Genomic DNA, 23,338 nt, shown 5'->3' on the forward strand with positions numbered 1-23,338 from the left:
GACGCGCGGTGGGCCCTCACCGTGTACGTGGCGGACAGTAAAGTGCGGGCACATGAGCACCATTGCGGTCGTCCTCGCCGGTGGAACGGGTCTGCGGCTGGGACTGGGCGCGCCGAAGCAGTTGGCGACGGTGGGCGGCCGCCCCATTCTCGCCCGTGCGATCGAGGCGTTCGACTCGGCGCCGGACATCGACGAGGTCCTCGTGGTGATGGCCGCCGGGCACGTGGCCGAGGCGGAGGTGATCGCCAAGCCGTTCACCAAGGTCGCCGGTGTCGTCGAGGGCGGCGCCACCCGTACCGAGTCGACGCTGCGGGCCCTGGCCGCGCTGGAGGACCGGCCGGGCGACGCACGTGTGCTGTTCCACGACGCGGCCCGCCCGTTCGTCGACGCCCGGATCATCGCCGACTGCGTCGCCGCGCTGGAGCACGAAGAGGTCGTCGCGGTGGCGGTGCCCTCGTCCGACACGGTCGTCGTGGTCGAGGGCGACCGGGTCGTGGAGATGCCGCCACGGGACCGGCTGCGCCGTTTCCAGACGCCGCAGGGGTTCCGGCTCGCGACGATCCGCGCGGCGTACGAGCGGGCGCTGGCCGACCCGGCGTTCGCCGAGCGCCCGCCGACGGACGACTGCGGCGTGGTGCACCGCTACCTGCCCGAGATCCCCGTCCAGGTCGTCCCGGGCAGCGAGCAGAACATCAAGATCACACATCCGGTCGATCTCCTGATCGCCGAACAGATCACCGCTCGGGAGAGCGCCCCAGGCTCGGCGGGCTGAGCAGGAAGCCGAGGCCCCACGCGACGTGCATCGTCGCGTACACCGCCGGCAGCCGCACCCACGCCGAGAACGGCAGGCCCCGCCCGGTCGCGACCGAGCCCGCGAGGATCAGGACGGCGTATCCGCCGGGGATGATCCAGCCGGGCCAGAAGCCGACGGCGCCCGCCACCACGCCGGCGGCCATCGCGACGACGGCCAGCGGCGGCGCGAGGTAGCGCAGGTTGAGGGTGCCCTGGTGCTCGCGGCCGACGACGCGCCGCCACTTGCCCGTGTGGAAGAACTGCTTGGCCAGCGCCCGGATGTCGGGCCGAGGACGGTAGGTCACGCGCATCCGGGGCGTGAACCAGACCTTGCCGCCGGTCTGGCGAATGCGGTGGTTCATCTCCCAGTCCTGCGCGCGGACGAACGTCTCGTCGTACCCGCCGACCCGGTCGAGGGCGCTGCGCCGGAAACTGCCGAGGTAGACCGTCTCCGCCTCGCCCGACCCGCCGCCGATGTGGAACGTCGCGTTGCCGATGCCGATCTTGGTGGTCATCGCGCGGGCGACGGCCTTCTCGAACGGCGTGACGCCCTCGGCGGCCATGATGCCGCCGACGTTGTCCGCGCCGGTCTCCTCGAGCGTCTCGACGGCCGCGAGCACATAGTCGGACGGCAGCAGCGAGTGGCCGTCGACCCGGACGATGATGTCGTGCCGCGACGCCTGGATGCAGGCGTTCAGGCCGTTGGGGGTACGGCCCGTCGGGTTGGCGACGACGACGATGCGCGGATCGTCGGCCGCGAGCTTCTCGGCGATCTCCTGCGTACGGTCGCGGGAGGGCCCGACAGCGATCACGAGCTCCAGCTCACCCGGGTAGTCCTGGGTGAGGATGGACCTGACCGCCTCCGCGAGATGCCGCTCCTCATTGAGCACGGGCATGATCACTGACACGGCCGGCCAAACGCGGTTTCGGGCGACCTGTGTGTTGGGCGAGGGATTCATGACGGCGCCACGGTACTGTACGAACGCGAGGAACGCCGCAATGAAGGCAAGACTTCGCACCCCCCGGAGAGGCGAGCCGTCATGGCACACGACGAGGAGTCCGACCCGCAGGAGCGTTACTTCCGCCCCCGCCCGGGTGCTCCGGGTGAAGAGGACGCCGCAGAGGTCGAAGGCGTCGCCTTCGGCGACGCCGAGTCCTCCCACGTGCGCGTCGAGCGCCGCGCCCGCAGGACGGACGTGGCACCGGACGGCGCGCGGCGGCAGCGCCGCTACCTGGTGACGACGGGCGTGCTGTCGACGGCGGTGCTGCTGTTCTCCGGCGGCGGCTGGGCGTTCCAGGACTATGTCCTCGGCAGTGTGCGGCGCGTCAACGCCTTCGAGGGGCTGAAGAACCGCCCCGACTCCGGGCCCGAGGGCTCGATGAACATCCTGCTGGCCGGCGTCGACCGCCGTGAGGGCCTCACTCCCCAGCAGATCAGCGACCTGCACCTGGGCCGGGCCGACGGCGAACGCTCCGACACGATGATGCTGGTGCACGTCTCCTCGAAGCACGACAAGATCACCGTGGTCAGTCTGCCGCGTGACTCTCTCGTCACCATTCCGTCCCACAAGTCCAACGGCAGCGATGGGGCCCGCGGCACCGAGATCGGCGAGCGGCAGGGCAAGCTCAACTGGGCCTACATGTACGGCGGGCCGACGCTCGCCGTACAGACGGTCGAGCGGGCCACCGGCGTGCACGTCGACCACTACGTCGAGATCAACTTCCTGGGCTTCATCAAGGTCGTGGACGCGCTCGGCGGCGTCACCGTCTGCACGAGCCAGCCGATCAACGACCCCAAGAGCGGCCTGCAACTGCCCGCGGGAAAGACCACCGTGGACGGCAAGACCGCGCTCGCCTACTCGCGCGCCCGCTACACCCTGACCGGCGGCAGCGACCTGGGCCGGATCAACCGGCAGCAGCAGTTCATGTCCTCCGTGGCGCACAAGGCACTGACCGACCCGACGAAGTACCCGGCCGTGCTGAGCGCGGCGCTGAGCACGATCCGGGCGGACAAGGAGCTGTCGAAGGGCACGCTGACGTCGCTGGCCACCCAGATGAAGGGGATCTCGACGGACGGCATCGCCTTCACGACGGTGCCGCTGGCCAACAGCAACTACCTGACGCCGATCGCCGGGGTACGCCAGTCCACCGTGCTGTGGGACGACAACGCCGCCGGGCGGCTGTTCGACCAGATCCAGCGGGACAAGCCGATCGTCGAAGCGCCGAAGGCCTCGCCGAGTTCCCCGGCCAGTGCCTCCCCGACCGCGTCGGCGAGGTCCGGCGGCCTCACCGTGGCCCCGCGCGACATCAACGTCCGGGTCATCAACGGCGTCGGCACTCTCGGGCTGGCCGCCAAGGCCGCCGGTGACCTGCGCGACGCGGGGTTCGGGGCGAGCGTGGTGCTGGGCACGCGACACGGGGTCGAGACGACCGTCATCCAGTACTCCCCGGGCCGGGAGGACTCGGCGAAGACGCTCAAGGCGGCGATCCCGGGAGCACGGCTGAAGGAGGTGGCCGGGCTCGGGTCCCGGCTGCAGGTGGTGGTCGGATCCTCCTGGTCCGGGGCGAAGAAGGTCACGGTCAGCGCGCCCGCGAAGGCGCCCGCCGGCGACTCCCAGCAGCAGGTGAACGCGAAGACGGCCACGCAGAACCTGTGCACGTGACCAGGCCGGTGAGATCGGCATGACCGGCGAAGTCAGATCACCCTGTCCGGAAGATGCTTCTTTTTCCCAGCTCGTCGGGCCACTAGCCTGCTGGTGAACCGGCGACCACCGCCGGTGTCGCCGCCCACTGGGAGGAACATCCATGTCGAACGGCGCCCGCCACGCCTGGGGACTCCTCCTGGGGCTGATCCTCACGGCCGCTCTCGCCGGGCTTCTGATCTTCGGCACGTATCGCCTGCAGCACGGCTTCGTGATGCAGGGCCATACGACCGACAAGTGGCTCGGCGGAGGCCTGCTGGCCGGTGCCGCCATCGTCTTCGCCCTGCTCATGTCCTCACGGCTGTCGCCGCTGGGCTCGCTGCTCGGCGGACTGATCCTCACCGCGGCCGGCGTGCTGTTCTTCATCTCCCAGAAGACGACCACCGACCTCATCAACCGCTTCCCCCTCAAGGGCCAGCGCGTCACGCTCGCCGGCCTGGAGGAGGAGGGGTTCATCCTGTTCGTCGGCGTCGGCCTGCTGTTCGGGTCGTTCTTCCCCTCGCGGTGGCGGGCCTGGTCCGGCGATGACGCCGACCCGGCGTACGAGTACGGCCTGCCCGAGTCCGAGGAGTCGCCGCGACGCTCCACGTCCAGCGGCCGGGGCCGCCACGCCGCCGCGCGCGACGAGGGCAGCACCCCGGCGTACGGGACGCCGCGCGACGCGTACGGGACGGCAGAGCCGGGGGACGTCCACGTCTACGGGTCCTCCGAAGCGCCCGCCACCGCCTACGGGCAGACGGAGTTCGACGTGCCGTTGTACGAGCCGGAGCGGGCGCAGCGCGAGCGGTCGTTCTTCACCCCGCCGGACGACGAGGACGGCGGCACCCGCGAGATGCGCCGCCCCCACTGACGTGGATGGAGAAGCCCACCCATGGAACTGCTGACGCTCACGCACCGACGCCTGCCCGGAACCACCGTCGTCTCGGCCCGTGGGGAGCTCGACGCCCTCACCGCGCTCGAACTGGAGGCATGGCTCCCGGAGATCCTGCATGAGGGCGACGACCTGGTCTTCGACCTCGCCGAGCTGACGTTCCTCGACACGAGCGGCCTGCGAGTCCTGCTCATGGCCTGCGAGAGGACGCGCCGGCTCGGCGGCACGCCCGGCCTGGCTGCGCTGCAGCGCAGCCCCGCCCGCGTCGTGGAGATCACCGGGATCGCCGCCGCGTTCCCCGTCCATGCGACCGTCGAAGACGCCCTCGGAGCCCGCGCCGGCGCTGCGGCCTTCTAGCGCCTGTCTCGAAGCCCCGCTGTCCTACTGCGCGGTGAGACAGGCCCTGAACGTCTCAATCAGTCCGGCCGGCCGTACGTCGGCGGTGCGCCTTCTGTCGGCAGGCCGCCCCGCAGAACCGGGCCGGCCTCCCGGTGTGCGCCGTCTCGATGGGCGCCCCGCACTCCGCACAGCCCGCCGTCTTCACGGCGGACCGCGCACGCGTCACCTCCGGCCGAGTTTCGTTACGCACCTCGGGCGCCTGTTTCGTTACGGGCGGCAGGTCGGCCGGACGCTCCCGGCGGGACGACCGGAGTCCGTCACACACGATCGCGGTGGCCCGCCCGGATGAGCCTTCCCGCTCCATGCTCATGCAGCCGCGAGCGAGCCGCTGGACGTCGTCCACGGTCACGTCGGCGCGTACGGCTCCGGCTCGCTGGGCCCGCTCGAGCAGCGCCGCGAGCGCGGCGCGGTAGCGTTCCCGGTCCTCGGCCGCGACCTCCACGCTCCGCCCCGTACGGTCCATGAGCGCCTCGCACAACGCCCTGTTGAGCGAGGCCCGCTCCACGACCAGGGAGAAGGCGGCGAAGAACGCCGTCTCTGGATCGTCGTCGGCGGCCAGGGCAGCGGTCTCGTCGACGAGGCGAGCGAGCCGGTCGGCCACCACCGCCTCGAACAGCGCCTCCTTGCTCGCGAAATGGCGGTACACCGTTCCCGGCCCGACCCCGGCTCGCCGGGCTATCTCACTCAGGGGCACCGCGAGCCCGTCGGCGGCGAACACCTCCTGAGCGGCCCGCAGCACACGAGCACGGTTACGCCGGGCGTCCGCTCGCCGCTCTCCCGTCCCGGAGTCGACGGATCCGGACATGCCACCTCTCTTCCCTCCGCGGGCCGATTGACAACCGGAGCGCATGTTCCGTAACGTCTCAACCGGAGCGATCGCTCCGATTCTATCCACGAGCCCTAGGGCTCTTCTCCCCTGGAGTCTTCCGTGTCCGTTGCCACACCCCGTCAGGTCGTCGAGCGTTTCCTCCAAGCCTCCGCCGAAAACGCCTGGGATGACGTCGCCGACCTGTACGCGCCGGACGCCGTCATCGAGATCCCATTCGCCCCGCCGGGAATCCCCGAGCGCTTCGAAGGACGCGAGGGTCACCGCGCCCGGTTCAAGGCCGTCGCCCCGGCGCGCAGCTTCACCAAGGTCGAGCCGCTGGTCCTCTGGGAGACCTCGGACCCCGAGGTGGTCATCGCCGAGTACACCCTGCACGGCACGATGACCCGGTCCGGCCGGCCGCTCGTCTCCTCGTACGTCATGGTGATCCGGGTCAGGGACGGCCTGATCGTCAACTCGCGCGACTACGGCGACAATCTCGCCGGCGCGGAGTTCCGCGATGAGATCGCCGAAGTCCTCGGAAGGTGATCAGCGGGGCAGGCCGAGGCGCGCCCACTCGATGGCCGGGCAGCGGTCCATGACGACGTCGATGCCCGCCTCGCGTACGCGCTGCGCGGCGGCCTCGTCGATCACGTCCAGCGGGAACCACACCGCCCGGACTTCACCGTCCCGCCGCGGACCGTACGAGCCGAACAGCTTGATCGCCTCGTCGGCGACCTCGCCCGCGTTCGCGGCCCGCCGGTAGACACCGACGACGTCCACCCGCTGCGTCACATCGGCCAGCGAGGACACGCCCGGCTCGCCGAGGACGGTCTCAGTGGCCGGATGGACCGGGACGATCGCCTTGCCCCGGGACTGAAGGAGCTGGGCCATGTCGTACGCGGTGCGGCCGGGGTTGTCGCGCAACCCGACGAACGCCCACGTGCGCGAGTCGAGCAGCACCCGGCGGGTGACGGCTTCATCGGCGTAAGAGTCGCTCATGATCCTGCAAACCACCAAGCGGCCCGTCGCCTTCCCGGCGACGGGCCGCCCGGCTGCGGGCTAGGGGCGGCCCAGCGCCCGGTACTGCCAGCCGGCGGCGCGCCAGCGCTCGGGGTCGAGCGCGTTGCGGCCGTCGACGATGTTGCGCTCGGCCACCGCGGAGCCGAGGACCTCCGGGTCGATCTCCCGGAACTCCTTCCACTCCGTGAGCAGCAGCACGACGTGCGCGCCGGCGACGGCGTCCATCGCCGACTCTCCGTAGTGCAGGTCCGGGTGGGCCCGGCGGGCGTTGTCGAGCGCCTGCGGGTCGTACACCGTGACCTGGCCGCCCTGGGCGCGGATGGAGGTCGCGACGTCGAGGGCGGGCGAGTCGCGGATGTCGTCGGAGTTCGGCTTGAACGCCGCGCCGAGCACGCCGACCGTACGGCCGATGAACGAGCCGCCCAGCAGCTCACGTGCCAGGTCGACCATGCGGATGCGGCGCCGGATGTTGATGGCGTCCACCTCGCGCAGGAACGACAGCGCCTGGTCGACGCCGAGCTCGCCGGCGCGGGCCATGAACGCCCGGATGTCCTTGGGCAGGCAGCCTCCGCCGAACCCCAGGCCCGGTCCGAGGAACTTGCCGCCGATCCGGTCGTCGTAGGACAGGGCCTCGGAGAGCTTGGTCACATCGGCGTGCGCCGCCTCGCAGACCTCGGCCATCGCGTTGATGAACGAGATCTTCGTCGCGAGGAAGGCGTTGGCGGACACCTTGACGAGCTCGGAGGTGGGGAAGTCGGCGACGACGAAGGGGACGTCCTCAGCGATCATCGGGGCGTAGACCTCGCGCAGGATCTTCTCGGCGCGGTCCGAGCGAACGCCGACGACGATGCGGTCCGGGTGCAGCGTGTCCTGGACGGCGTAGCCCTCACGGAGGAACTCCGGGTTCCAGGCGAGCTCGACGACGTCTCCGGCGGGACTCAGCTCCGAGATCCGCCTGCTCAGCCGCTCCGCGGTGCCCACCGGGACGGTCGACTTGCCGACCACGACGCAGGCCCGGGTGAGCAGCGGCGCCAGGGAGTTCACCGCGTCGTCGACGTAGCTCATGTCCGCGGCGTACTCGCCCGGCTTCTGCGGCGTTCCCACGCAGATGAAGTGCACGTCGCCGAACTCGGCGGCCTCTTCATAGGACGTGGTGAACCGCAGCCGGCCGTTCTCCAGGTTGCGGCGAAGGACCGGCTCGAGTCCCGGCTCGAAGACCGGGAGGTCGCCGCGTGTCAGCCGAGCGATCTTCTCGGCGTCCACGTCCACGCCCAGCACCTCGAAGCCCAGGTCGGCCATGCAAGCCGCGTGGGTGGCGCCCAGGTAACCGGTACCGATCACGGTCAAGCGCTGTGCCAAGGTCCCGCCTCCTTTCCAAAGTGTGTTGTGCCCGAACCCCGTCTTCCTCCCCACGGGCCGCTCGGCATGCTACCGGCCCTACTGGCGAGTAGGTTTACCGCGTACGATCGGCGTATGACCAGAGACTTTCCTCTGTACGAACTCTCTGAAGAGCACCAGATGCTCCGCGAGACGGTGCGCTCGCTGGCCGATGACAAGATCGCCCCGCGGGCGGCGGAGACGGATGAGACCGGGGAGTTTCCCCAGGCCGTCTATGACGCGCTGGTGCAGGCCGACCTGCACGCCGTGCATGTCCCCGAGGCCTACGACGGAGTGGGCGCCGACGCCCTCGCCACCGTGATCGTCATCGAAGAGGTCGCCCGGGCCTGTGCCGCCTCCTCGCTGATCCCGGCGGTCAACAAGCTCGGCACCGTTCCGATCCTCCTCTCGGGTTCCGAGGACCTGAAAAAACGCTACCTGAGCCCGGTCGCCCGCGGCGAGGCCATGTTCTCGTACGCCTTGTCGGAGCCGGAGGCGGGCAGTGACGCGGCGGCGATGAAGACCCGGGCCGTGCGTGACGGAGACCACTGGGTGCTCAACGGCACCAAACGGTGGATCACCAACGCGGGTGTCTCGGACTACTACACCGTGATGGCCGTCACCGACCCCGGCCAGGGTGCCCGCGGCATCTCGGCGTTCGTGGTCGAGAAGAACGACCCGGGTGTGAGCTTCGGCGCACCGGAGAAGAAGCTCGGCATCAAGGGCTCCCCGACACGCGAGGTCATCCTCGACGACGTACGGATCCCCGCCGACCGGATCATCGGCGCCGAGGGCACGGGTTTCAAGACCGCCCTGGCCACCCTGGATCACACCCGCGTCACCATCGCCGCCCAAGCGCTCGGCATCGCCCAGGGCGCCCTGGACTACGCGATCGGCTACGTCAAGGAACGCAAGCAGTTCGGCAAGCCCATCGGCGACTTCCAAGGCGTGCAGTTCATGCTCGCGGACATGGCCATGAAGCTCGAGGCGGCCCGCCAGCTCACCTACGCCGCCGCCGCCAAGTCCGAACGGGCCATGGAGGGCGCGAAGGTCTCCGACCTGACCTTCATCTCCTCCGCCGCCAAGTGCTTCGCCTCGGATGCGGCGATGGAGATCACCACCGACGCGGTCCAGCTACTCGGCGGCTACGGCTACGTCAAGGACTACCCCGTCGAACGCATGATGCGCGACGCCAAGATCACCCAAATCTACGAAGGCACCAACCAGATCCAACGCGTGGTGATGGCCCGCCAACTCCTGAAATAGGCTCCTGAACTGCGAGGCTCCCCCTGCTGGTGACCATGCAGGGGGGTCGCGCGTTCGGGTTGGCGTCTGGCCTGGTGCGGGTGTTCAGGTGAGCAGGAGAACGGCGTAGCAGGCGAGCCAGTGTTCGACGGCGTAGTGGGTGCCGGTGGCGTGGGCGAGGGCGGCGTCCGTATGGCGTTGGGCCGCTTCGAGCATGGTTGGGGTGCGCGGGTCGGTGTCACCGAGGGTTTCGGCGAGTCGGCGCCAGCACCATGCGCGGCTGAGGTTGAGGCCGTGGAGGTGGGCGATGTAGCCGTCGGTGGAGTCGGAGACGATCGCCGGGGTGAACAGGTTCGCCGGCTGTCGGTCGGCGAGGCGTGGGAGAAAGCGGTCCAGCCAGTCCGCGAATCGGTCGTGCGGCAGTAGGTGTGTCATGAGTTCGGCTTCGACCAGGGCGGGCGATAGGAAGTCGACGCCGGCGGGTTCCCACTGGGCGGGGTAGTCACGGTCGTTGCCGTACCAGTGGTGAGCCGTTTTGGTGATGGCGGTGAGCAGCACGTCGTCGCCGTGCTGAGCGCGGTGGCGAGCGTACGGGAGGGCGCGGGAGAGCCCGAAGGCGGTGTTGGCGTGGACGCCGTAGCGGACCGGGTAGGTCGCTTTGGGAAGCCATTGCAGGTAGTTGCTGGTGAGTACGTCCGCGAGCGGGGTGAGGTTGGTCGTCCAGCGGCGGGCGTCGGGATCGTCCCAGGTGGCCGTTTCGTGGATGAGCCACAGGGTCCAGCCCCATCCGTAGGGGCGCTGGTAGATGCTGCGGTCGGGGTCGCTCATGTAGGCGGCTTCGGCCGCCAGCGGTTCGGCGGCGAGGTGCTGATCCAGCACCGCGCGGATCCGCTGCCCGGGAACCTGTTCTGGTGCGGTGCGCAGGAGGCAGATCAGTAGCCAGTGCATCTCGACGCACGAGTGCCAGTCGAAGCTGCCGTAGAACGCCGGATTGATGTCCCGCGGCTGCGGTCGATCTTCAGGACCGATCATCGTGTGCAGCATGACGTGGGGGTACTCCCGGACGATGTTGGCCAAGGCCACTTCGGCGAAGTCATGCGCGTGCTCGGCCACGTGCCCGCGCCGTTCGTGATGCGGGACCATGTCTTCTCTCAGTCCTAGATGGTGAATCGACAGCCGAAAAGGTTGCACGACGCCGCGAAGAAGGTCAGGCGCTCAAGCGTGCGGATAGCCGATGGTCTCGAGGGTCTCGGTCAGGGCGGCGAGGTCGGTGTCGGAGTTGATGCGCCGGACGAGGTCTGTGGTCAGGGGGCGGTGCTCGAAGACGTGCTGGACGTTGGCCGGGTCGACGTCGACCTCGAAGTAGTCCGCGGCGTAGGCGCGATATGCCTTGGGAGTGCCATCGGCCAGCAGATCGAACATCCAGGTTGATCCGTCCGGATCGTCGGTCCTGGGCGCCGGAGGAAAGTCGATGTCGCCGGTGTGCCAGGCCGGGTCGCCGTTCAGTCGCCACATGCAGACGGTGGCCGCCAGGAACAGGCCGCCCGTCAGGTCGTACTGGCAGAAGGCCGGCTCGGCGACCTGAGCGGCGAACTCCTGGGGAACCGACTCGATCAGACCGGGCCAGGTGCCGAAATCGTCATCGCCGAATGGGCTCATCGGCGACTCGTGATCGAATCCGCGGATGAAGGCCCCGGCGGGCGTGAAGACGATCGAGTACTCGTCTCCGCTGCCGTTGTTCATCGAGGCGAGTTCCTCGCCCTCACCCCACCGGCTGGTGAAGGCGTAGGTCGCATAACCCTCCGGGCTCAGGATCGCGTCCAGGACGGCGAAGGACTGGCTGAGCGCCCGTACGGTCGCGATGTCGGGGAGGCGCCGGGCTAGATCGACAGCGGTCATGAGCGCATTCAAGCGCCCATGACCGACAAGGCCGGTCAGCCGCGGCGCAGGCGCTCGCCCTTCTTCTTGGCCTGGGCGTGCAGGTCGCGCTGGAACTCTTCCATGCGCTCGCGCAGCTCCTGGTCGCTCGCCGCGAGGATGCGGACGGCCAGCAGGCCGGCGTTGCGGGCGTTCCCGATCGCGACGGTCGCGACGGGGACTCCGGCGGGCATCTGCGCGATCGACAGCAGGGAGTCCATGCCGTCGAGGTACTTCAGTGGCACCGGCACGCCGATCACCGGCAGGGGGGTGACGGCGGCGAGCATGCCGGGCAGGTGGGCGGCCCCGCCCGCGCCCGCGATGATCACGCGCAGGCCCCGCGACGCGGCCTCCGAGCCGTACGCGATCATGTCGTTCGGCATGCGGTGGGCGGAGACCACGTCCGCCTCGTACGCGACGTCGAACTCCTCCAGGGCCTCGGTGGCGGCCTTCATCACCGGCCAGTCCGAATCGCTGCCCATGACGACGCCGACGGTCATGTAATGGTCCCTCTCAGGTAGTCGGCGGCGTGGCGGGCCCGTTCGCGGGTCTCCTCCAGGTCGTCGCCGAGTGCGGTGACGTGGCCGATCTTGCGGCCGGGCCGGACCTCCTTGCCGTAGAAGTGCACCTTCACGGCGGGGTCGTGGGCCATGACGTGGATGTAACGCTTGTACACGTCCGGGTCCTCGCCGCCCAGGACGTTGGCCATGACGGTGTACGGCGCGGTCGGCGTCGTGTCGCCGAGCGGCAGGTCGAGCACGGCGCGCAGGTGCTGCTCGAACTGGGAGGTGCGCGAACCCTCGATCGTCCAGTGGCCGGAGTTGTGCGGGCGCATGGCGAGCTCGTTGACCAGGACGCCGCGCTCGGTCTCGAAGAGCTCGACGGCCAGGAGGCCGGTCACGCCGAGGGCGTCGGCGATGGCGAGCGCGAGCCGCTGGGCCTCCTCGGCCAGCTCGGGGTCCAGGCCGGGGGCGGGCGCGATCACCTCGTGGCAGATGCCGTCGCGCTGCACCGTCTCCACCACCGGGTACGCCGCGCCCTGCCCGTACGGGGAGCGGGCGACGAGGGCGGCCAGCTCCCGGCGGAACGGCACGTGCCGCTCGGCCAGCAGGCCGACGCCCTCGGCGGCGGCGCGCTCGACGACGGCACGGGCCTCGGCGAGGGACGCACAGACCCACACGCCCTTGCCGTCGTAGCCGCCGCGGGTCGCCTTGAGCACGACCGGCCAGCCGGTGTCCCGCCCGAACGCCTCGAGGGTCGCCAGGGGCTCGTCGTCGAGCACGGCGAAGTCCGGGCACGGCACACCGAGCTCGATGAGCCTCTCACGCATCACGCGTTTGTCCTGGGCGTGCAGCAGGGCCGCGGACCCGGGGCGGCAGGCGACGCCGGCCTCTTCCAGGGCGCGGATGTGCTCGCCGGGCACGTGCTCGTGGTCCCACGTGACGATGTCGGCGCCCTTGGCGAAGGTGCGCAGGTCGTCGAAGGAGCGGTGGTCGCCGATGCGCACGTCGGCGATGACCTTGGCCGCGGAGGCGTGGGCGCTGTCGCTGAGCACGCGAAGCGGCGTGCCGAGCGCGATCGCCGCCTGCTGTGTCATCCGTGCGAGCTGTCCCCCGCCGACCATGCCGACGACCGGGATGTCTTGCCTGTCCGTCACGCCCCGAAGCCTATCCGTCGTGCTCAGAGACCGGGTTCCCCGGGCGATGAGCACACGCGGGCGGGCCGAGAGGCCGGGAGGTCGGTCGGGATGGGTTGGTCGGGGTTGGCACGACGGCGTGTCGCCGTACTCGCGGAACCCGTCCGAACCATACGCCGGGAGAGGGCGTCTAACCTGGTAAGTCAGGGGTATCAAGATCCGGGTGTGCCGGGGCGCGCGACCAGCCGCCGAGCTCGAACGAAAGGTCACACGTTCGTGCGTTTCGCCAGTGGGCTTTATCAAAGATTCGCTCATCTGATCCACGAACTCGCGGCGTTCGGGACCATCGGCGTGCTCAATTTCATCATCACCATCGGCATCTCGAACACCCTGCATCTGGGCATGGGCGTCGGCCCGCTGACGTCGTTCGGCGTGGGCACCATCGTCGCGACCACCTTCTCCTACTTCGCCAACCGGTTCTGGACCTTCCGCCACCGGGACAAGACCGGCCTGAGCCGTGAGTACGTCCTGTTCTTCGTCTTCAACGGCGTCGGCCTGGTGATCACCTGGGTGTTCATCGGCTTCACCCACTACGTTCTCGACCTTCACAACGGCGTGGCGTTCAACGTCGCGCAGATCATCGGCACCGGCGCGGCGACCCTGTTCCGCTACTGGGCGTACAAGAAGTGGGTCTTCCTGCCGCCGACGGCGCCGCCGGTCGACCCGCACACCGGCCTGCCCGAGGCCCAGGTGCCCGCGCCGGCCGACCGGCCCGAAGAGCCCGCGGTCCCGAAGCCGGTCCACTGACCCCGGCCCAAGACCGCTAGGCCGGTCCACTGACCCGGCCCGAGACCGCTAGGCCGGCCCGCTGACGACGCGCTCTCGCGCCCGCAGGACCTCGTCGGCCTTCCGCAAGAAGATCGCGAACGTCGCGGGGCGCGCGCGTACGAGCTCGAGCCGCCCGCCGTCCGCGGTGGCCAGCGAACGCGCGAGGTAGAGCCCGAGCCCGGTGCCCTGCCATCGGCCGCTGACGTTGCGGTCGAACACCCGGCGCTCCAGCTCCGGCGGAACTCCCTTGCCCTCGTCCCCGACCTCCACGACGATCGACGAGACGGTCTCCTTGGTGTGGATCGTGACCGTCCCGCCGCCGTGCATGAGCGAGTTGTCCAGCAGCGTCGCGACGATCTGCGCGAGACCGCCGGGACTCGCCACGGCGGTGAGATCCCGGACGCCGGACACCGTCAGCCGGCGTCCCTCCCGCCGGAAGACCGGCCCCCACTCCTCCATCTGCTGGTCGAGGATCTCGTCGACGGCGACCGGGACCGCGTCGCCGGTGGGATCGTGCTTCGCCCGGGCGAGAAGCTGCTCGACCACTGCGGCGAGGCGCTCGACCTGCGCGGCGGCGGCCGCGCCCTCCTCCCGGACGACCTCCGGGTAGTCCGCCGCCTCGACCATCTCCTCCAACCGCATCGACAGCGCCGTCAGCGGCGTACGCAGCTGGTGGCTGGCGTCGGAGGCGAACTCACGGCTCGCGGCCAGCAGGTCGGCGATCCGCACGGCGCTGCGGTCCAGCACCTCCGCGACCCGGTCGACCTCGGGCACGCCGTACCGGCGGCGGCGTGGCCGCGCGTTGCCGGAACCGAGGCGTTCGGCGGTCTCGGCCAGGTCGATCAGCGGCAGGGTGAGCTTTCGCGCCTGGACCATCGCCAGGCCGACCGCCACACCCACGCCGAGCACGACGAGACTGCCGATCAGCAGGAACGTGCGCAGGGCCTCCGCCTCGATGTCGGCGGCGTCCCGGGAGACCTGTACCCGCACGCCGCGGTCGTTGGCGGTCTTCCGGATGACGTGCGCGCCCTTGGGCGGCGCGACGCCGGCCGTGATCACTTGATCGTTGGCCAGTGTGACGACGATGTACCGGCTGGGGAACTCTCTGGCGATCTGATCGCCGACGATGGACTGCTTGCCTTCCTGTTTGAGGTTCACGCCGGCCACCACGGTCGCCGCCTCCCGCTCGACCTGCTGTTCGGCCTCGTCGTAGAGGAGCCGATGGGTCGCATAGCCCAGTGGGATACCGAGCAGGAGCACGGCGACGACCGCGACGGCCAGCGTGGACAGCAGGAGCCGTCGCCTCATGGGGGTGCCTCTCTTTCGCCCGAGACGTGACCAGGGGGTGGTCACGCCGGGTTCACACGATCAGTCACCGCGCTCGAAGCGGAAGCCCACTCCCCGCACGGTCGTGATGTAACGCGGACTGCCCGCGTCGTCTCCCAGCTTGCGACGAAGCCAGGAGATGTGCATGTCGAGGGTCTTGGTCGAGCCCCACCAGTTGGTGTCCCACACCTCCCGCATGATCTGCTCTCGGGTCACGACCTTGCCCGCGTCGCGCACCAGCACGCGGAGAAGGTCGAACTCCTTGGTCGTGAGCTGAAGCTCCTGGTCGCCCATCCAGGCGCGACGGGATTCGGCGTCGATCCGGACACCCTGCACGATCGGCGTCTCGGTGCTGCCCCTGCGCAGCAGAGCGCGGACGCGCGCCAGCAACTCGGCGAGCCGGAAGGGCTTGGTGACGTAGTCGTCGGCGCCGGCGTCGAGGCCCACGACCGTGTCGACTTCGTCGGCGCGGGCGGTGAGGATGAGGATCGGCACGCCGTGGCCCTCGGCGCGAACGCGCCGGGCCACTTCGAGCCCGTCGAGCTCGGGCAGGCCGAGATCCAGGACGATGAGGTCCACCCCACCCCCGAGAGCCCGCTCGAGAGCCTGCGGACCGTCGGGACTCACTTCGACGTTGTATCCCTCCCGCCGCAGCGCTCTGGCGAGAGGCTCGGATATGGACGTGTCGTCCTCGGCGAGCAGAACTGAGGTCATGAACCGATCGTAGAGCTATTCAAGAACGTTTCCTCGGTAGTAGCGGGGCCTTGACCTGCGATCTTCCAGTCGTAGGCCTGCCTCAGACATACCGATAACCGCGCTAATGCAAAGTAAATACCCTCGCCTCGCCCAGCGGCGTCCGCGCCCGCACCGCACACGCGGTCCGCCGGATCACGTCCGGGCGTCGACGTGGCGCATGAGGGGACGGAGCAGGTCGGCCAGCCGGTCCTGTTCGTCGGCGCCGAGAGTGGCGAGCAATTCCTTCTCGCCACGGTCCAGGCCGGCCATCGCGCTCAGCCACGCGGCGTGGCCCGCGTCCGTGAGTTCGACGAGGAGGCGCCGCCGGTCGGCCGAGTCGTGGACGCGGATGACGAAGCCGCGTCCCTCCAGGCGGTCCAGCCGACTCGTCATGGTGGTGGGAGGCACGCCGACGGCGTCGGCCAGATCCGTCGGAGCGGCGCGGTACGGCTCGCCGAGCTCGCGCTGGGTGTGCAGCGTGTGCAGGATCTCCCACTCGCCCATCTGCAGGCCGCGTTCCTTGAGCACCCGCTCCTTGTTCCGGCGCAGGTAGCGGACGATGTACTGCATCCGGGTCACGATGCCCTCGCTGCGCGGATCGAGGTCCGGCAACTCGGGGAGCCATCGCTCGACGTGCCGATCGACCGAGTCCCTCTCCATGCCCTCAGTATCCCGCCGATCGGATAATGCGCTTTCGGATAGTACGATTTCGCAGTAATCTCTTCGGCGTGTTCACCCCTCTCGCGGACCGCCGCTTCCGGCTGCTGTGGGCCGGTCAGACCCTGTCCGGCCTCGGCGACGCCATCACGCCGGTGGCGCTCGCCCTCGCCGTCATCCAGGCCACCGGATCGGCCACCGACCTCGGGGCGGTGCTCGCGGCGGCCGCCGTCCCCCGGCTGCTCCTCGTGCTGGCCGGCGGGGTCTGGGCCGACCGCCTGCCACGACACCTCGTGATGCTCACCGCCGACGTCGTCAACCTGTTCGTCCAGGTCACGATCGGGCTCGAGCTGCTGGCCGGCGTCGTTCACCTCGGTCACCTGATCGCGCTCTCGGCGCTGTCCGGCGCGGCGTCGGCGTTCTTCATGCCCGCCGCCGACGGGCTGATCCCCGTCACCGTGGAAGAGGACCGCCTGCAGCAGGCCAACGCCCTCACCCAGTTCTCCCGGCAGGCGGGCCGGGTGCTCGGGCCGATGATCGCCACCACCCTGGTGATCACCGCTGGGGCCGGCTGGGCCTTCCTGCTGGACGCGGCGACGTTCGCGGTCAGCGTCGGAACGCTCGCGCTGCTCCGCGTGCGCCATGAGGGCGCGCCCCGGGAGGGCTTCTGGACGGAACTGGCCGGCGGCTGGACCGAGATGCGACGTCACCGCTGGTACTGGACCAACCTCATCGTCCACTCCGTCTGGAACCTCGCGAGTTCCTGCTACCTGACCCTCGGCCCGCTCGTCGCCGTACGGTCGCTCGGCGGCCAGGTCGCCTGGGGCGTCATCACCCAGGGTGGTGCGCTCGGCGCCGTGGTCGGAGCCGTGATCGCGCTCCGCGTACGGCCGCGCCGTCCGCTGACCGCGTGCAACCTGCTGCTCGCCGTCTTCGGCCTTCCCCTGGCCCTCCTCGCCGCCCGCGCGCCCGCACCGCTCGTCGCCGTGGCCGCCGGCCTGGCGTTCGGCGGCCTGACGTTCATGAACTCCCTCTGGCTGACCGCCGTTCAGCAGCACATCCCGGCGCGCGCCCTGTCGCGGGTGATGGCCTACGACTGGCTCACCTCGCTCGGCCTGACCCCGCTCGGCCTGGCCGTGGCCGGGCCCCTCGGCGTCGCGGTCGGCACGTCGACCGCCCTGGCCGGAACGGCCGCGCTGGTCGTGGCCGCGTGCCTGCTCGTGCTCGCCGTCCCCGACGTACGCCGCCTCACGCTCCGGCTCCCCGCGCCGGTCGCCGAGGAGCCGGTGCCGACCGCCTCGGCGGCGGAAGGATGAGCGGTCATCGCCGTCGTCACCGTCTCACCGACGCGCCGCAGATGAACGATCAGCCCGCCGGAGCGAGACGCGCGAAGGCCCAGGGGTCGTGGGCCGAGAAGACGTCGACCTCGTCGCCGTGGTCGCGCAGGAGTTCGCGGAGGCGGGCCTGGTTGGCGACGCGGAGCGGCCGGTCGATCTCCGTGATCTCCTCCAACGCCTCCCACAGGGGCATGGACCAGCGGTCGTCCGGCTCGATCTGGCCGTGGTGGTAGAACGCGTCGCCGGCGTGCAGGAGCCATCGGTCGCCGTCCCGTACGGCCACGGCGCAGTGTCCCTCGGTGTGTCCAGCGAGCGGGATCAGCAGGATCTCCGGGGGCAGGCCGTCGAGTTCGACGGCGTCGAACCCGAACCAGGACTCCCCCTTCCGCGACTCGTACGTCCTCCAGTGCGGGCGGTGCGCCCAGTGCGCGGGCCGGTAGCGCAGGGTGTGCTCGGGGTGCGCGCCGGTCGCGGCCATGGCGGCCCGGTACTCCGCGTCGTGCAGGTGAACGGTGGCCTGCGGGAAGTCCGGCAGCCCGCCGCTGTGGTCGAGGTCGAGGTGGGTCAGCACGATGTGGCGCACGTCGTCGGGCGAGTGGCCGAGGCGCCGGATCTGCCGTACGGCGGTCTCCTCCGGGTCGAGCAGCGCCTGGGTCCGGTCCAGGAAGGTCCGGCCCAGAGTCTCCTCCGCGCGGTCGACGTCGGGCGTGCCGAATCCGGTCTCGACCAGGACGAGGCCCGCGGCGTCGGTCTCGACGAGCAGGCAGTGGTTCAGCGCCCGTGCGGGTTCCAGCCGGTGGTCCGTGGCGTCGGCGGGATCGATCTCGCGCATCGATCCGCAGTTGAGGTGATGGATCTTCATGGTGGCCCCTTTAGCTACCGAACGATCGTACGCATTTAGCGAACGATCGGTAGGTTAAGCTGGCTCCATGAGCCCGCGCAAGTCCGCCGTCGAGACGGCCGCCACCCGGACCCGGATCATCGAGTGCGCCCTGACGCTGGCCTCCGCCGAGGGGCTGGAAGGCGTCACCATCGGCCGGCTCGCCACCGAGCTCGGGATGAGCAAGGCCGGAGTGATCGGCCATTTCGGCACCAAAGAGGCGCTCCAGCTCGCGACGCTCGACGCCGCGACCGAGAAGTTCCGCGACCGGGTCCCGGCGCGCGTCGCGGGCGCCGAGCCCGGGGCGGATCGGCTGGCGCGCGCCCTCGGGGAGTGGATCGACTACATGGCGGACGACGGGCACGGCGGCTGTTTCCTCACGTCGGTCGCCACCGAGTTCGACGGGCGTCCCGGCCCCGTCCGGGACGCCGTGCTCACCGCCCTGTCCCGCTGGTCCGACTACGTGGCCGCCGAGCTGCGGACGGCGGTCGACGCCGGTGGCCTGCCCGCGGACACCGACGTCGATCAGCTGGTCTTCGAACTGGGCGGCGTGGCGCTCGCCGCGGGCCAGGCCATCCAGCTGCACCGCGACCCGGCGGCCCCCACCCGCGCCCGCCGCGCCGTCGACCGCCTGCTCGGCCGATGAGCCGGGCTCAGACCGTCAGGACGATCTTGCCGGCGGTGCGGCCGGTCTCGCCGTGTTCGTGGGCCTTGGCCGCCTCCTCCAGCGGGAACACCGAGTCGATCGCGGCGCGCAGCCTCCCCGCCTCGGCGAGGGCGGCGATCTCCTTCATCGCCGCGTAGTCCGGCTCGACGAGGGTCCAGCCGGCCTTGATGCCGCGCTTCTCGGCCGCGGCCGGCAGGTCGTCGACGGGCGGCAGGTACGACACCAGGGTGCCGCCGTCGCGAAGGGTCGCGAGGGACCGGGGACCGTAGTCGCCGCCGACCGTGTCGAGCACGACGTCGACGTCCCGCACCGCCTCGGCGAAGTCCACCTTCGTGTAGTCGACGACCTCGTCGGCGCCCAGACCCCGCACGAACTCGTGCTTGGCCTCGCGAGCGGTCCCGATCACGTACGCGCCCTTGAGCTTGGCGATCTGCACGGCGAGGTGGCCGACCCCTCCGGCGGCGGCGTGGATCAGGACCCGCTGCCCGGCCTGCACGCCCGCCGTGTCGATCAGGCCCTGCCAGGCGGTCAGCGCCGCCAGCGGCAGCGCGGCGGCCTGGACGTGATCGATCCCGGCCGGCTTGCGGGCGAAGTGGCGCGGCGGGGCGGTGACGTACTCGGCGTACGCGCCCGCCGGATGCGGGAAGCGCGGCATCCCGAACACCTCGTCCCCCGGTTCGTACAGCGTCACGCCGGGGCCGACCGCCTCGACGACGCCGGACACGTCCCACCCGAGGCCCAGCGCCGAACCGCCGCCCGCGCGGGTCTTCCAGTCGGCCGGGTTCACGCCGGCCGCGTGCACCCGGACCAGGACCTCGACCCGGTCCGGCTCCGGCCGCTCGACCTCGGCGATTCTCAGCACCTCCGGGCCGCCGGGCCCGTCCTGCACGATCGCCCGCATGGTGTTCATCGGCTTTCCGTTCTTTCTCGTGGTCGTTCCGACGGACCAAGCCTCGGGCAGCCGCCGACCGGCCGGGAGTGGCCATATGGACATCGTGTGAAAGAATCTGGCCATGAGCCTTCCGCCGGGGTCTCCCCATCGCGTGGCCGTCCTCGCGCTGGACGGCGCCGTCCCGTTCGAGCTCGGCATCCCCGGGCGGATCTTCGGTGCGGCGCGCGGCCCGGACGACGAGCCGCTCTACGAGGTCGTCACCTGCACGGTGGACGGCCGGCCGGTGCGCACGCACGCCGACTTCTCGATCGTCGTCGACCACGACGCGACGGCGCTGGCCACCGCCGACACCGTCGTCATCCCGCCCTTCGGGGCATGCCAGCCCGTCGACGGGCTTCCCGAGGAGATCGCGGCGGCTCTGGCGCTGATCCGGCCGGGCACCCGCATCATGTCGATCTGCAGCGGTGCGTCCGTGCTGGCGGCGGCGGGGCTGCTCGACGGCCGTCCGGCGACCACCCACTGGAATGAGGCGGCCGAGTTCCAGCGGCGCTTTCCCCGGATCCGGCTCGACCCGGATGTCCTGTTCGTCGACGACGGCGACGTGCTCACCTCCGCCGGGGCGGCGGCAGGCACCGACCTGTGCCTGCACGTCGTGCGCCGCGACCACGGCAGCGAGGTCGCCAACCGGGTGGCTCGCCTCGTCGTCGTCCCGCCGTGGCGAGACGGCGGTCAGGCGCAGTTCATCGAGCGCCCGGTGCCCGAGCCGCACGACGAGGGCACCGCCCCGGCCCGCGCCTGGGCGCTGGAGCACCTCGACCGGCCGATCACGCTGCCCGAGCTCGCCGCGCGGGCCGGGATGAGCGTGCGGACGCTGACGCGCCGGTTCCAGGAGGAGGTCGGCATGAGCCCCGGCCGCTGGCTCGCCCGGCAGCGGGTGGAGCTGGCGCGGCACCTGCTGGAGACCACCGACCTGCCGGTCGACCAGGTCGCCCACCGGGCCGGCTTCGGCACCGCCGTCTCGCTGCGCCAGCACCTGCACGCGGCGATCGGCGTGTCCCCGATGGCCTACCGCCGCACCTTCCACCCGCAGGGCGACGGCGCGCCCGTCCCGGCGCACGCCGCCGGTGAAGCCTCGTAGCGGCCGCAGGCCATTCCGGACAGGTCCCCGGGCATGCCATTCTTCCGATCATGTCCCCTCACCCTCCGCTTCCCCGCCGTCACAGGCGCGGGCCGGCCATCGTCCTCATATCCGTGGCGACCGCCGCGGCGTGCGGCATCGCGGCCGCCTGGTATGTCGGGCTGTTCACGTCGGACGGCCGGTTCTCCCGGGTCGACGCATGCCGTCTCCTGCCGCCGCCGGCCTCGCTGGCGGCGCTGGTGCCGAACGGCGCCCAGGAGCCCGGGGACTCACGGCCGAGGACATTCCTGGGATTCGGCGACGGCGATGTCTCCTCGCAGTGCAAGTGGAGCAGTGTCCCGGCCGGCCGCGACGGCCCCTTCCGCACGGTGCGGATCGGTGCCGAGACCAAGATCGCCGAGCGCCATACGTCGGGCGGTACGCGAGCCGAACGGGCCCTGAGGGTGTGGGCCGACGCCGCCCGCAACGGCGGGAGGCCGGCGACGCCGGTCGACGTGGGCGACGGCGGGTACGCCCGGATCGACACGATGACGTTCCAGGTCGTGTTCTCCCGCATCGTCGTGTACGACGTGCACGTGAAGTTCCGGATCTCCAACGCCCTGGTCGACGTGTCGGCGCGCACCCACACCCGCCCGGACGACCGCGTCACCGCCCTCGTACGGGGCCTGGCGGAGGACACCGCCCGTCGGCTCCCGCACGAGGGACATTGACCCTCGTACGGGCCGTTCTGGGCGAACAGCACGTCTACGGCGAGGACCATGGAGATCTCCGGGCGGAGCGGCCTCAGGCCGCGCGGACCGGGTGGCGCAGGATCGTGCGCATCCGTGCCGGGTCGGTCTCTTCGACGTCGGATAGGTAGATCTCGTGGTGCAGGCCGTTCATGACGAGCCCAGCGCGCTCCATGAACTCCTCCATCAGGGCCAAGGTCTTCGGTTCTTCCGCGTACGCTCCGTGATGAAGCGCCTGCACGCAACGCCCCTCGGTGAAGGTGACGAGCTGGACGCGGGCTGCGGCGGGATCGTCGGAGGCCTGCCTGGCTTCGTCGAACCATTCGTCGGCCCACGCGTCGGCTGGTAGCCGCAGGAACAGGTGCCACCACCACTCCGGGCGCGGCACATCCAGTGGTGGCCGTTCGTCCTCCACCCACCAGCGGCCTTCCAGCGACGGCATCTCGAAGGGCGCACCGCCGGCGGCGGCGATGCCCAGCAACGGCCCGGCAACGCTGTACAGGGCCTGGATGCTCGAAGTGTGCAGCGACCCTCCTGGCTCGCCTTGCCCGGTCACCGACAGACCCCTCACCGGGCCGAATTCAACGAGTTCGGGCGCATCGGCAGCGGAATACCAGTTCATTCGGGATCCTCCAATTTGATCATTAGATGGGTCACCAGTTGCTCCGGCGGCGTGGCCGCCGGAGCGGAGATGTACACCTCGCGGAGCGGTCCAAGCGGCGTGTGCCCGTGTGCGGTCACCCACGCGAACAGAGCGTGTCCGGTGAGCGCGAGCTGGTCGTAAGGACCGATGTGGGTCGCCGAGGCGTACACGCCGCCGGGCAGGATGTCCGGGCCGTCCTCCGCCTCGGCGGCCACTGCCACTTCGACCCGCGGCGACAGGTCGAGCGGGAACAGCCCGACCAGCGGGCTCGTCGGCGGGCCGGTCGCCTCGATCAGCCGGACCACGCACGCCGAGGTGACCGCGCCGATCTCCTCCTGATCGGCCACCTCCCGGGCCATCACCACCCGGCGAGCGGGCTCGGACACCAGGCTCACCTCCGCCCGCGGCAGCCCATCGGCGAGCACCCGGTCGAGGGTCGCGAGGGTGCGCCTACGACGCGCGAGGTCGGCCTCCATACGGTCGCGCACACCGCCGAGCACTCCGGCCTCACCGGCCAGCACCCGCCCGACCTCCACGAGCGGCACGTCCAACGAGCGCAGCAGGCCGATCAGCAACGCCTCGCGAGCCTGGCCTGCCCGGTAGTAGCGGTAGCCGGTGTCCGGGTCGACGTGCGCCGGCGCCAGTAGCCCCAGTTGGTCGTAGTGCCTCAGCTGCTTGACACTGAGCCGGCACAGCCGCGCGAACCGCCCGATCGGCAGATACCCGTCGTTCACCCGACC

General features: G+C 70.7%; 26 protein-coding genes. 11 read left to right on the forward strand and 15 right to left on the reverse strand.

Going from position 1 to position 23,338, the window contains the following annotated elements; genetic code table 11:
• The first annotated feature begins 52 nt into the window (after positions 1-52).
• Positions 53-772 carry a 2-C-methyl-D-erythritol 4-phosphate cytidylyltransferase gene (gene ispD, locus ACQP2O_RS46740; RefSeq protein ID WP_433176032.1) on the forward strand — a complete coding sequence of 240 codons (720 nt, stop codon included), beginning with the start codon at positions 53-55 and terminating at the stop codon, positions 770-772.
• Here ispD and ACQP2O_RS46745 read toward each other — a convergent pair.
• The gene (locus ACQP2O_RS46745) at positions 735-1,751 is read right to left on the reverse strand and encodes a glycosyltransferase family 2 protein (RefSeq protein ID WP_433176034.1); all 1,017 of its coding nucleotides are present in this window, start codon (positions 1,749-1,751) and stop codon (positions 735-737) included. The genes ispD and ACQP2O_RS46745 overlap by 38 nt on opposite strands.
• An 81-nt stretch (positions 1,752-1,832) precedes the next feature.
• Here ACQP2O_RS46745 and ACQP2O_RS46750 point away from each other — a divergent pair, with 81 nt between their 5' ends.
• The 3 genes from ACQP2O_RS46750 to ACQP2O_RS46760 all read left to right on the forward strand — a co-directional run bounded on the left by ACQP2O_RS46750 (position 1,833) and on the right by ACQP2O_RS46760 (position 4,722).
• Entirely contained in the window at positions 1,833-3,455 is a 1,623-nt protein-coding gene (locus ACQP2O_RS46750; protein ID WP_433176035.1) for an LCP family protein, read from the forward strand.
• A 142-nt stretch (positions 3,456-3,597) separates the two neighbouring features.
• Positions 3,598-4,344 (forward strand): hypothetical protein, encoded by a 747-nt coding sequence (locus ACQP2O_RS46755; protein ID WP_433176036.1) that lies wholly within the window; start codon positions 3,598-3,600, stop codon positions 4,342-4,344.
• A gap of 21 nt (positions 4,345-4,365) precedes the next feature.
• Entirely contained in the window at positions 4,366-4,722 is a 357-nt protein-coding gene (locus ACQP2O_RS46760; RefSeq protein WP_433176037.1) for an STAS domain-containing protein, read from the forward strand.
• A 55-nt stretch (positions 4,723-4,777) separates the two neighbouring features.
• Here the strand turns inward: ACQP2O_RS46760 and ACQP2O_RS46765 are convergent, their stop codons facing one another.
• On the reverse strand, positions 4,778-5,569 hold the full coding sequence (locus ACQP2O_RS46765) for a TetR/AcrR family transcriptional regulator (RefSeq protein WP_433176038.1): 792 nt from the start codon (positions 5,567-5,569) through the stop codon (positions 4,778-4,780).
• Positions 5,570-5,692: 123 nt separating this feature from the next.
• Here ACQP2O_RS46765 and ACQP2O_RS46770 point away from each other — a divergent pair, with 123 nt between their 5' ends.
• Entirely contained in the window at positions 5,693-6,118 is a 426-nt protein-coding gene (locus tag ACQP2O_RS46770; RefSeq protein ID WP_433176039.1) for a nuclear transport factor 2 family protein, read from the forward strand.
• Here the strand turns inward: ACQP2O_RS46770 and ACQP2O_RS46775 are convergent, their stop codons facing one another.
• Positions 6,119-6,571: a CoA-binding protein gene (locus ACQP2O_RS46775; RefSeq protein ID WP_433176040.1), complete on the reverse strand. Its 453-nt coding sequence runs from the start codon at positions 6,569-6,571 to the stop codon at positions 6,119-6,121.
• Positions 6,572-6,631: 60 nt separating this feature from the next.
• Positions 6,632-7,951: a UDP-glucose dehydrogenase family protein gene (locus ACQP2O_RS46780; protein ID WP_433176041.1), complete on the reverse strand. Its 1,320-nt coding sequence runs from the start codon at positions 7,949-7,951 to the stop codon at positions 6,632-6,634.
• A gap of 114 nt (positions 7,952-8,065) precedes the next feature.
• Between ACQP2O_RS46780 and ACQP2O_RS46785 the strand changes: the two genes are divergently transcribed.
• Positions 8,066-9,235, forward strand: coding sequence for an acyl-CoA dehydrogenase (locus ACQP2O_RS46785; RefSeq protein WP_433176042.1), 1,170 nt, complete (start codon positions 8,066-8,068; stop codon positions 9,233-9,235).
• Between the two features lie 84 nt (positions 9,236-9,319).
• Here ACQP2O_RS46785 and ACQP2O_RS46790 read toward each other — a convergent pair whose 3' ends face one another.
• From ACQP2O_RS46790 to ACQP2O_RS46805, 4 genes are all read right to left on the reverse strand, one after another.
• Positions 9,320-10,357 carry a DUF2891 domain-containing protein gene (locus ACQP2O_RS46790; protein ID WP_433176043.1) on the reverse strand — a complete coding sequence of 346 codons (1,038 nt, stop codon included), beginning with the start codon at positions 10,355-10,357 and terminating at the stop codon, positions 9,320-9,322.
• Positions 10,358-10,429: 72 nt separating this feature from the next.
• Complete coding sequence (locus ACQP2O_RS46795) at positions 10,430-11,113, reverse strand: hypothetical protein (protein WP_433176044.1); 684 nt, start codon at positions 11,111-11,113, stop codon at positions 10,430-10,432.
• Positions 11,114-11,148: 35 nt separating this feature from the next.
• Positions 11,149-11,631 carry a 5-(carboxyamino)imidazole ribonucleotide mutase gene (purE, locus tag ACQP2O_RS46800; RefSeq protein ID WP_433176045.1) on the reverse strand — a complete coding sequence of 161 codons (483 nt, stop codon included), beginning with the start codon at positions 11,629-11,631 and terminating at the stop codon, positions 11,149-11,151.
• Complete coding sequence (locus ACQP2O_RS46805) at positions 11,628-12,788, reverse strand: 5-(carboxyamino)imidazole ribonucleotide synthase (RefSeq protein WP_433176046.1); 1,161 nt, start codon at positions 12,786-12,788, stop codon at positions 11,628-11,630. The genes purE and ACQP2O_RS46805 overlap by 4 nt, the downstream gene beginning before the upstream one ends.
• Positions 12,789-13,043: 255 nt before the next feature.
• On the opposite strand from ACQP2O_RS46805, the gene ACQP2O_RS46810 reads away from it, so the two are divergent.
• Entirely contained in the window at positions 13,044-13,574 is a 531-nt protein-coding gene (locus ACQP2O_RS46810) for a GtrA family protein (protein ID WP_433176047.1), read from the forward strand.
• Positions 13,575-13,622: 48 nt separating this feature from the next.
• Here the strand turns inward: ACQP2O_RS46810 and ACQP2O_RS46815 are convergent, their stop codons facing one another.
• The 3 genes from ACQP2O_RS46815 to ACQP2O_RS46825 form a co-directional block, all read right to left on the reverse strand.
• Positions 13,623-14,903, reverse strand: a complete 1,281-nt coding sequence (locus ACQP2O_RS46815; RefSeq protein ID WP_433176048.1) for a sensor histidine kinase — start codon at positions 14,901-14,903, stop codon at positions 13,623-13,625.
• Positions 14,904-14,963: 60 nt separating this feature from the next.
• Positions 14,964-15,635, reverse strand: coding sequence for a response regulator transcription factor (locus ACQP2O_RS46820; protein WP_141956913.1), 672 nt, complete (start codon positions 15,633-15,635; stop codon positions 14,964-14,966).
• A 174-nt stretch (positions 15,636-15,809) separates the two neighbouring features.
• Positions 15,810-16,316, reverse strand: a complete 507-nt coding sequence (locus tag ACQP2O_RS46825; RefSeq protein WP_433176049.1) for a MarR family winged helix-turn-helix transcriptional regulator — start codon at positions 16,314-16,316, stop codon at positions 15,810-15,812.
• 68 nt (positions 16,317-16,384) lie between these two features.
• On the opposite strand from ACQP2O_RS46825, the gene ACQP2O_RS46830 reads away from it, so the two are divergent.
• Positions 16,385-17,629, forward strand: a complete 1,245-nt coding sequence (locus ACQP2O_RS46830) for an MFS transporter (protein WP_433176050.1) — start codon at positions 16,385-16,387, stop codon at positions 17,627-17,629.
• A 49-nt stretch (positions 17,630-17,678) separates the two neighbouring features.
• Here the strand turns inward: ACQP2O_RS46830 and ACQP2O_RS46835 are convergent, their stop codons facing one another.
• Positions 17,679-18,512 (reverse strand): MBL fold metallo-hydrolase, encoded by an 834-nt coding sequence (locus ACQP2O_RS46835; RefSeq protein ID WP_433176051.1) that lies wholly within the window; start codon positions 18,510-18,512, stop codon positions 17,679-17,681.
• A 67-nt stretch (positions 18,513-18,579) separates the two neighbouring features.
• Here ACQP2O_RS46835 and ACQP2O_RS46840 point away from each other — a divergent pair, with 67 nt between their 5' ends.
• Positions 18,580-19,176: a TetR/AcrR family transcriptional regulator gene (locus tag ACQP2O_RS46840; RefSeq protein WP_433176052.1), complete on the forward strand. Its 597-nt coding sequence runs from the start codon at positions 18,580-18,582 to the stop codon at positions 19,174-19,176.
• A gap of 7 nt (positions 19,177-19,183) precedes the next feature.
• Here ACQP2O_RS46840 and ACQP2O_RS46845 read toward each other — a convergent pair whose 3' ends face one another.
• The gene (locus tag ACQP2O_RS46845) at positions 19,184-20,098 is read right to left on the reverse strand and encodes an NADP-dependent oxidoreductase (protein WP_433191398.1); all 915 of its coding nucleotides are present in this window, start codon (positions 20,096-20,098) and stop codon (positions 19,184-19,186) included.
• 112 nt (positions 20,099-20,210) lie between these two features.
• On the opposite strand from ACQP2O_RS46845, the gene ACQP2O_RS46850 reads away from it, so the two are divergent.
• Both ACQP2O_RS46850 and ACQP2O_RS46855 read left to right on the forward strand, forming a co-directional pair.
• Positions 20,211-21,227, forward strand: coding sequence for a GlxA family transcriptional regulator (locus ACQP2O_RS46850; protein ID WP_433176053.1), 1,017 nt, complete (start codon positions 20,211-20,213; stop codon positions 21,225-21,227).
• Positions 21,228-21,340: 113 nt separating this feature from the next.
• The gene (locus ACQP2O_RS46855) at positions 21,341-21,937 is read left to right on the forward strand and encodes a hypothetical protein (protein WP_433176054.1); all 597 of its coding nucleotides are present in this window, start codon (positions 21,341-21,343) and stop codon (positions 21,935-21,937) included.
• 73 nt (positions 21,938-22,010) lie between these two features.
• On the opposite strand, the gene ACQP2O_RS46860 is transcribed toward ACQP2O_RS46855, so the two are convergent.
• Both ACQP2O_RS46860 and ACQP2O_RS46865 read right to left on the reverse strand, forming a co-directional pair.
• Positions 22,011-22,577: a GyrI-like domain-containing protein gene (locus ACQP2O_RS46860; RefSeq protein WP_433176055.1), complete on the reverse strand. Its 567-nt coding sequence runs from the start codon at positions 22,575-22,577 to the stop codon at positions 22,011-22,013.
• On the reverse strand, positions 22,574-23,332 hold the full coding sequence (locus ACQP2O_RS46865; protein WP_433176056.1) for a MerR family transcriptional regulator: 759 nt from the start codon (positions 23,330-23,332) through the stop codon (positions 22,574-22,576). The genes ACQP2O_RS46860 and ACQP2O_RS46865 overlap by 4 nt, the downstream gene beginning before the upstream one ends.
• Between the last annotated feature and the right edge of the window lie 6 nt (positions 23,333-23,338).

Origin of the sequence: Actinoallomurus sp. CA-150999, from assembly GCF_050942425.1 — a bacterium.
Taxonomy (GTDB): domain Bacteria; phylum Actinomycetota; class Actinomycetes; order Streptosporangiales; family Streptosporangiaceae; genus Actinoallomurus.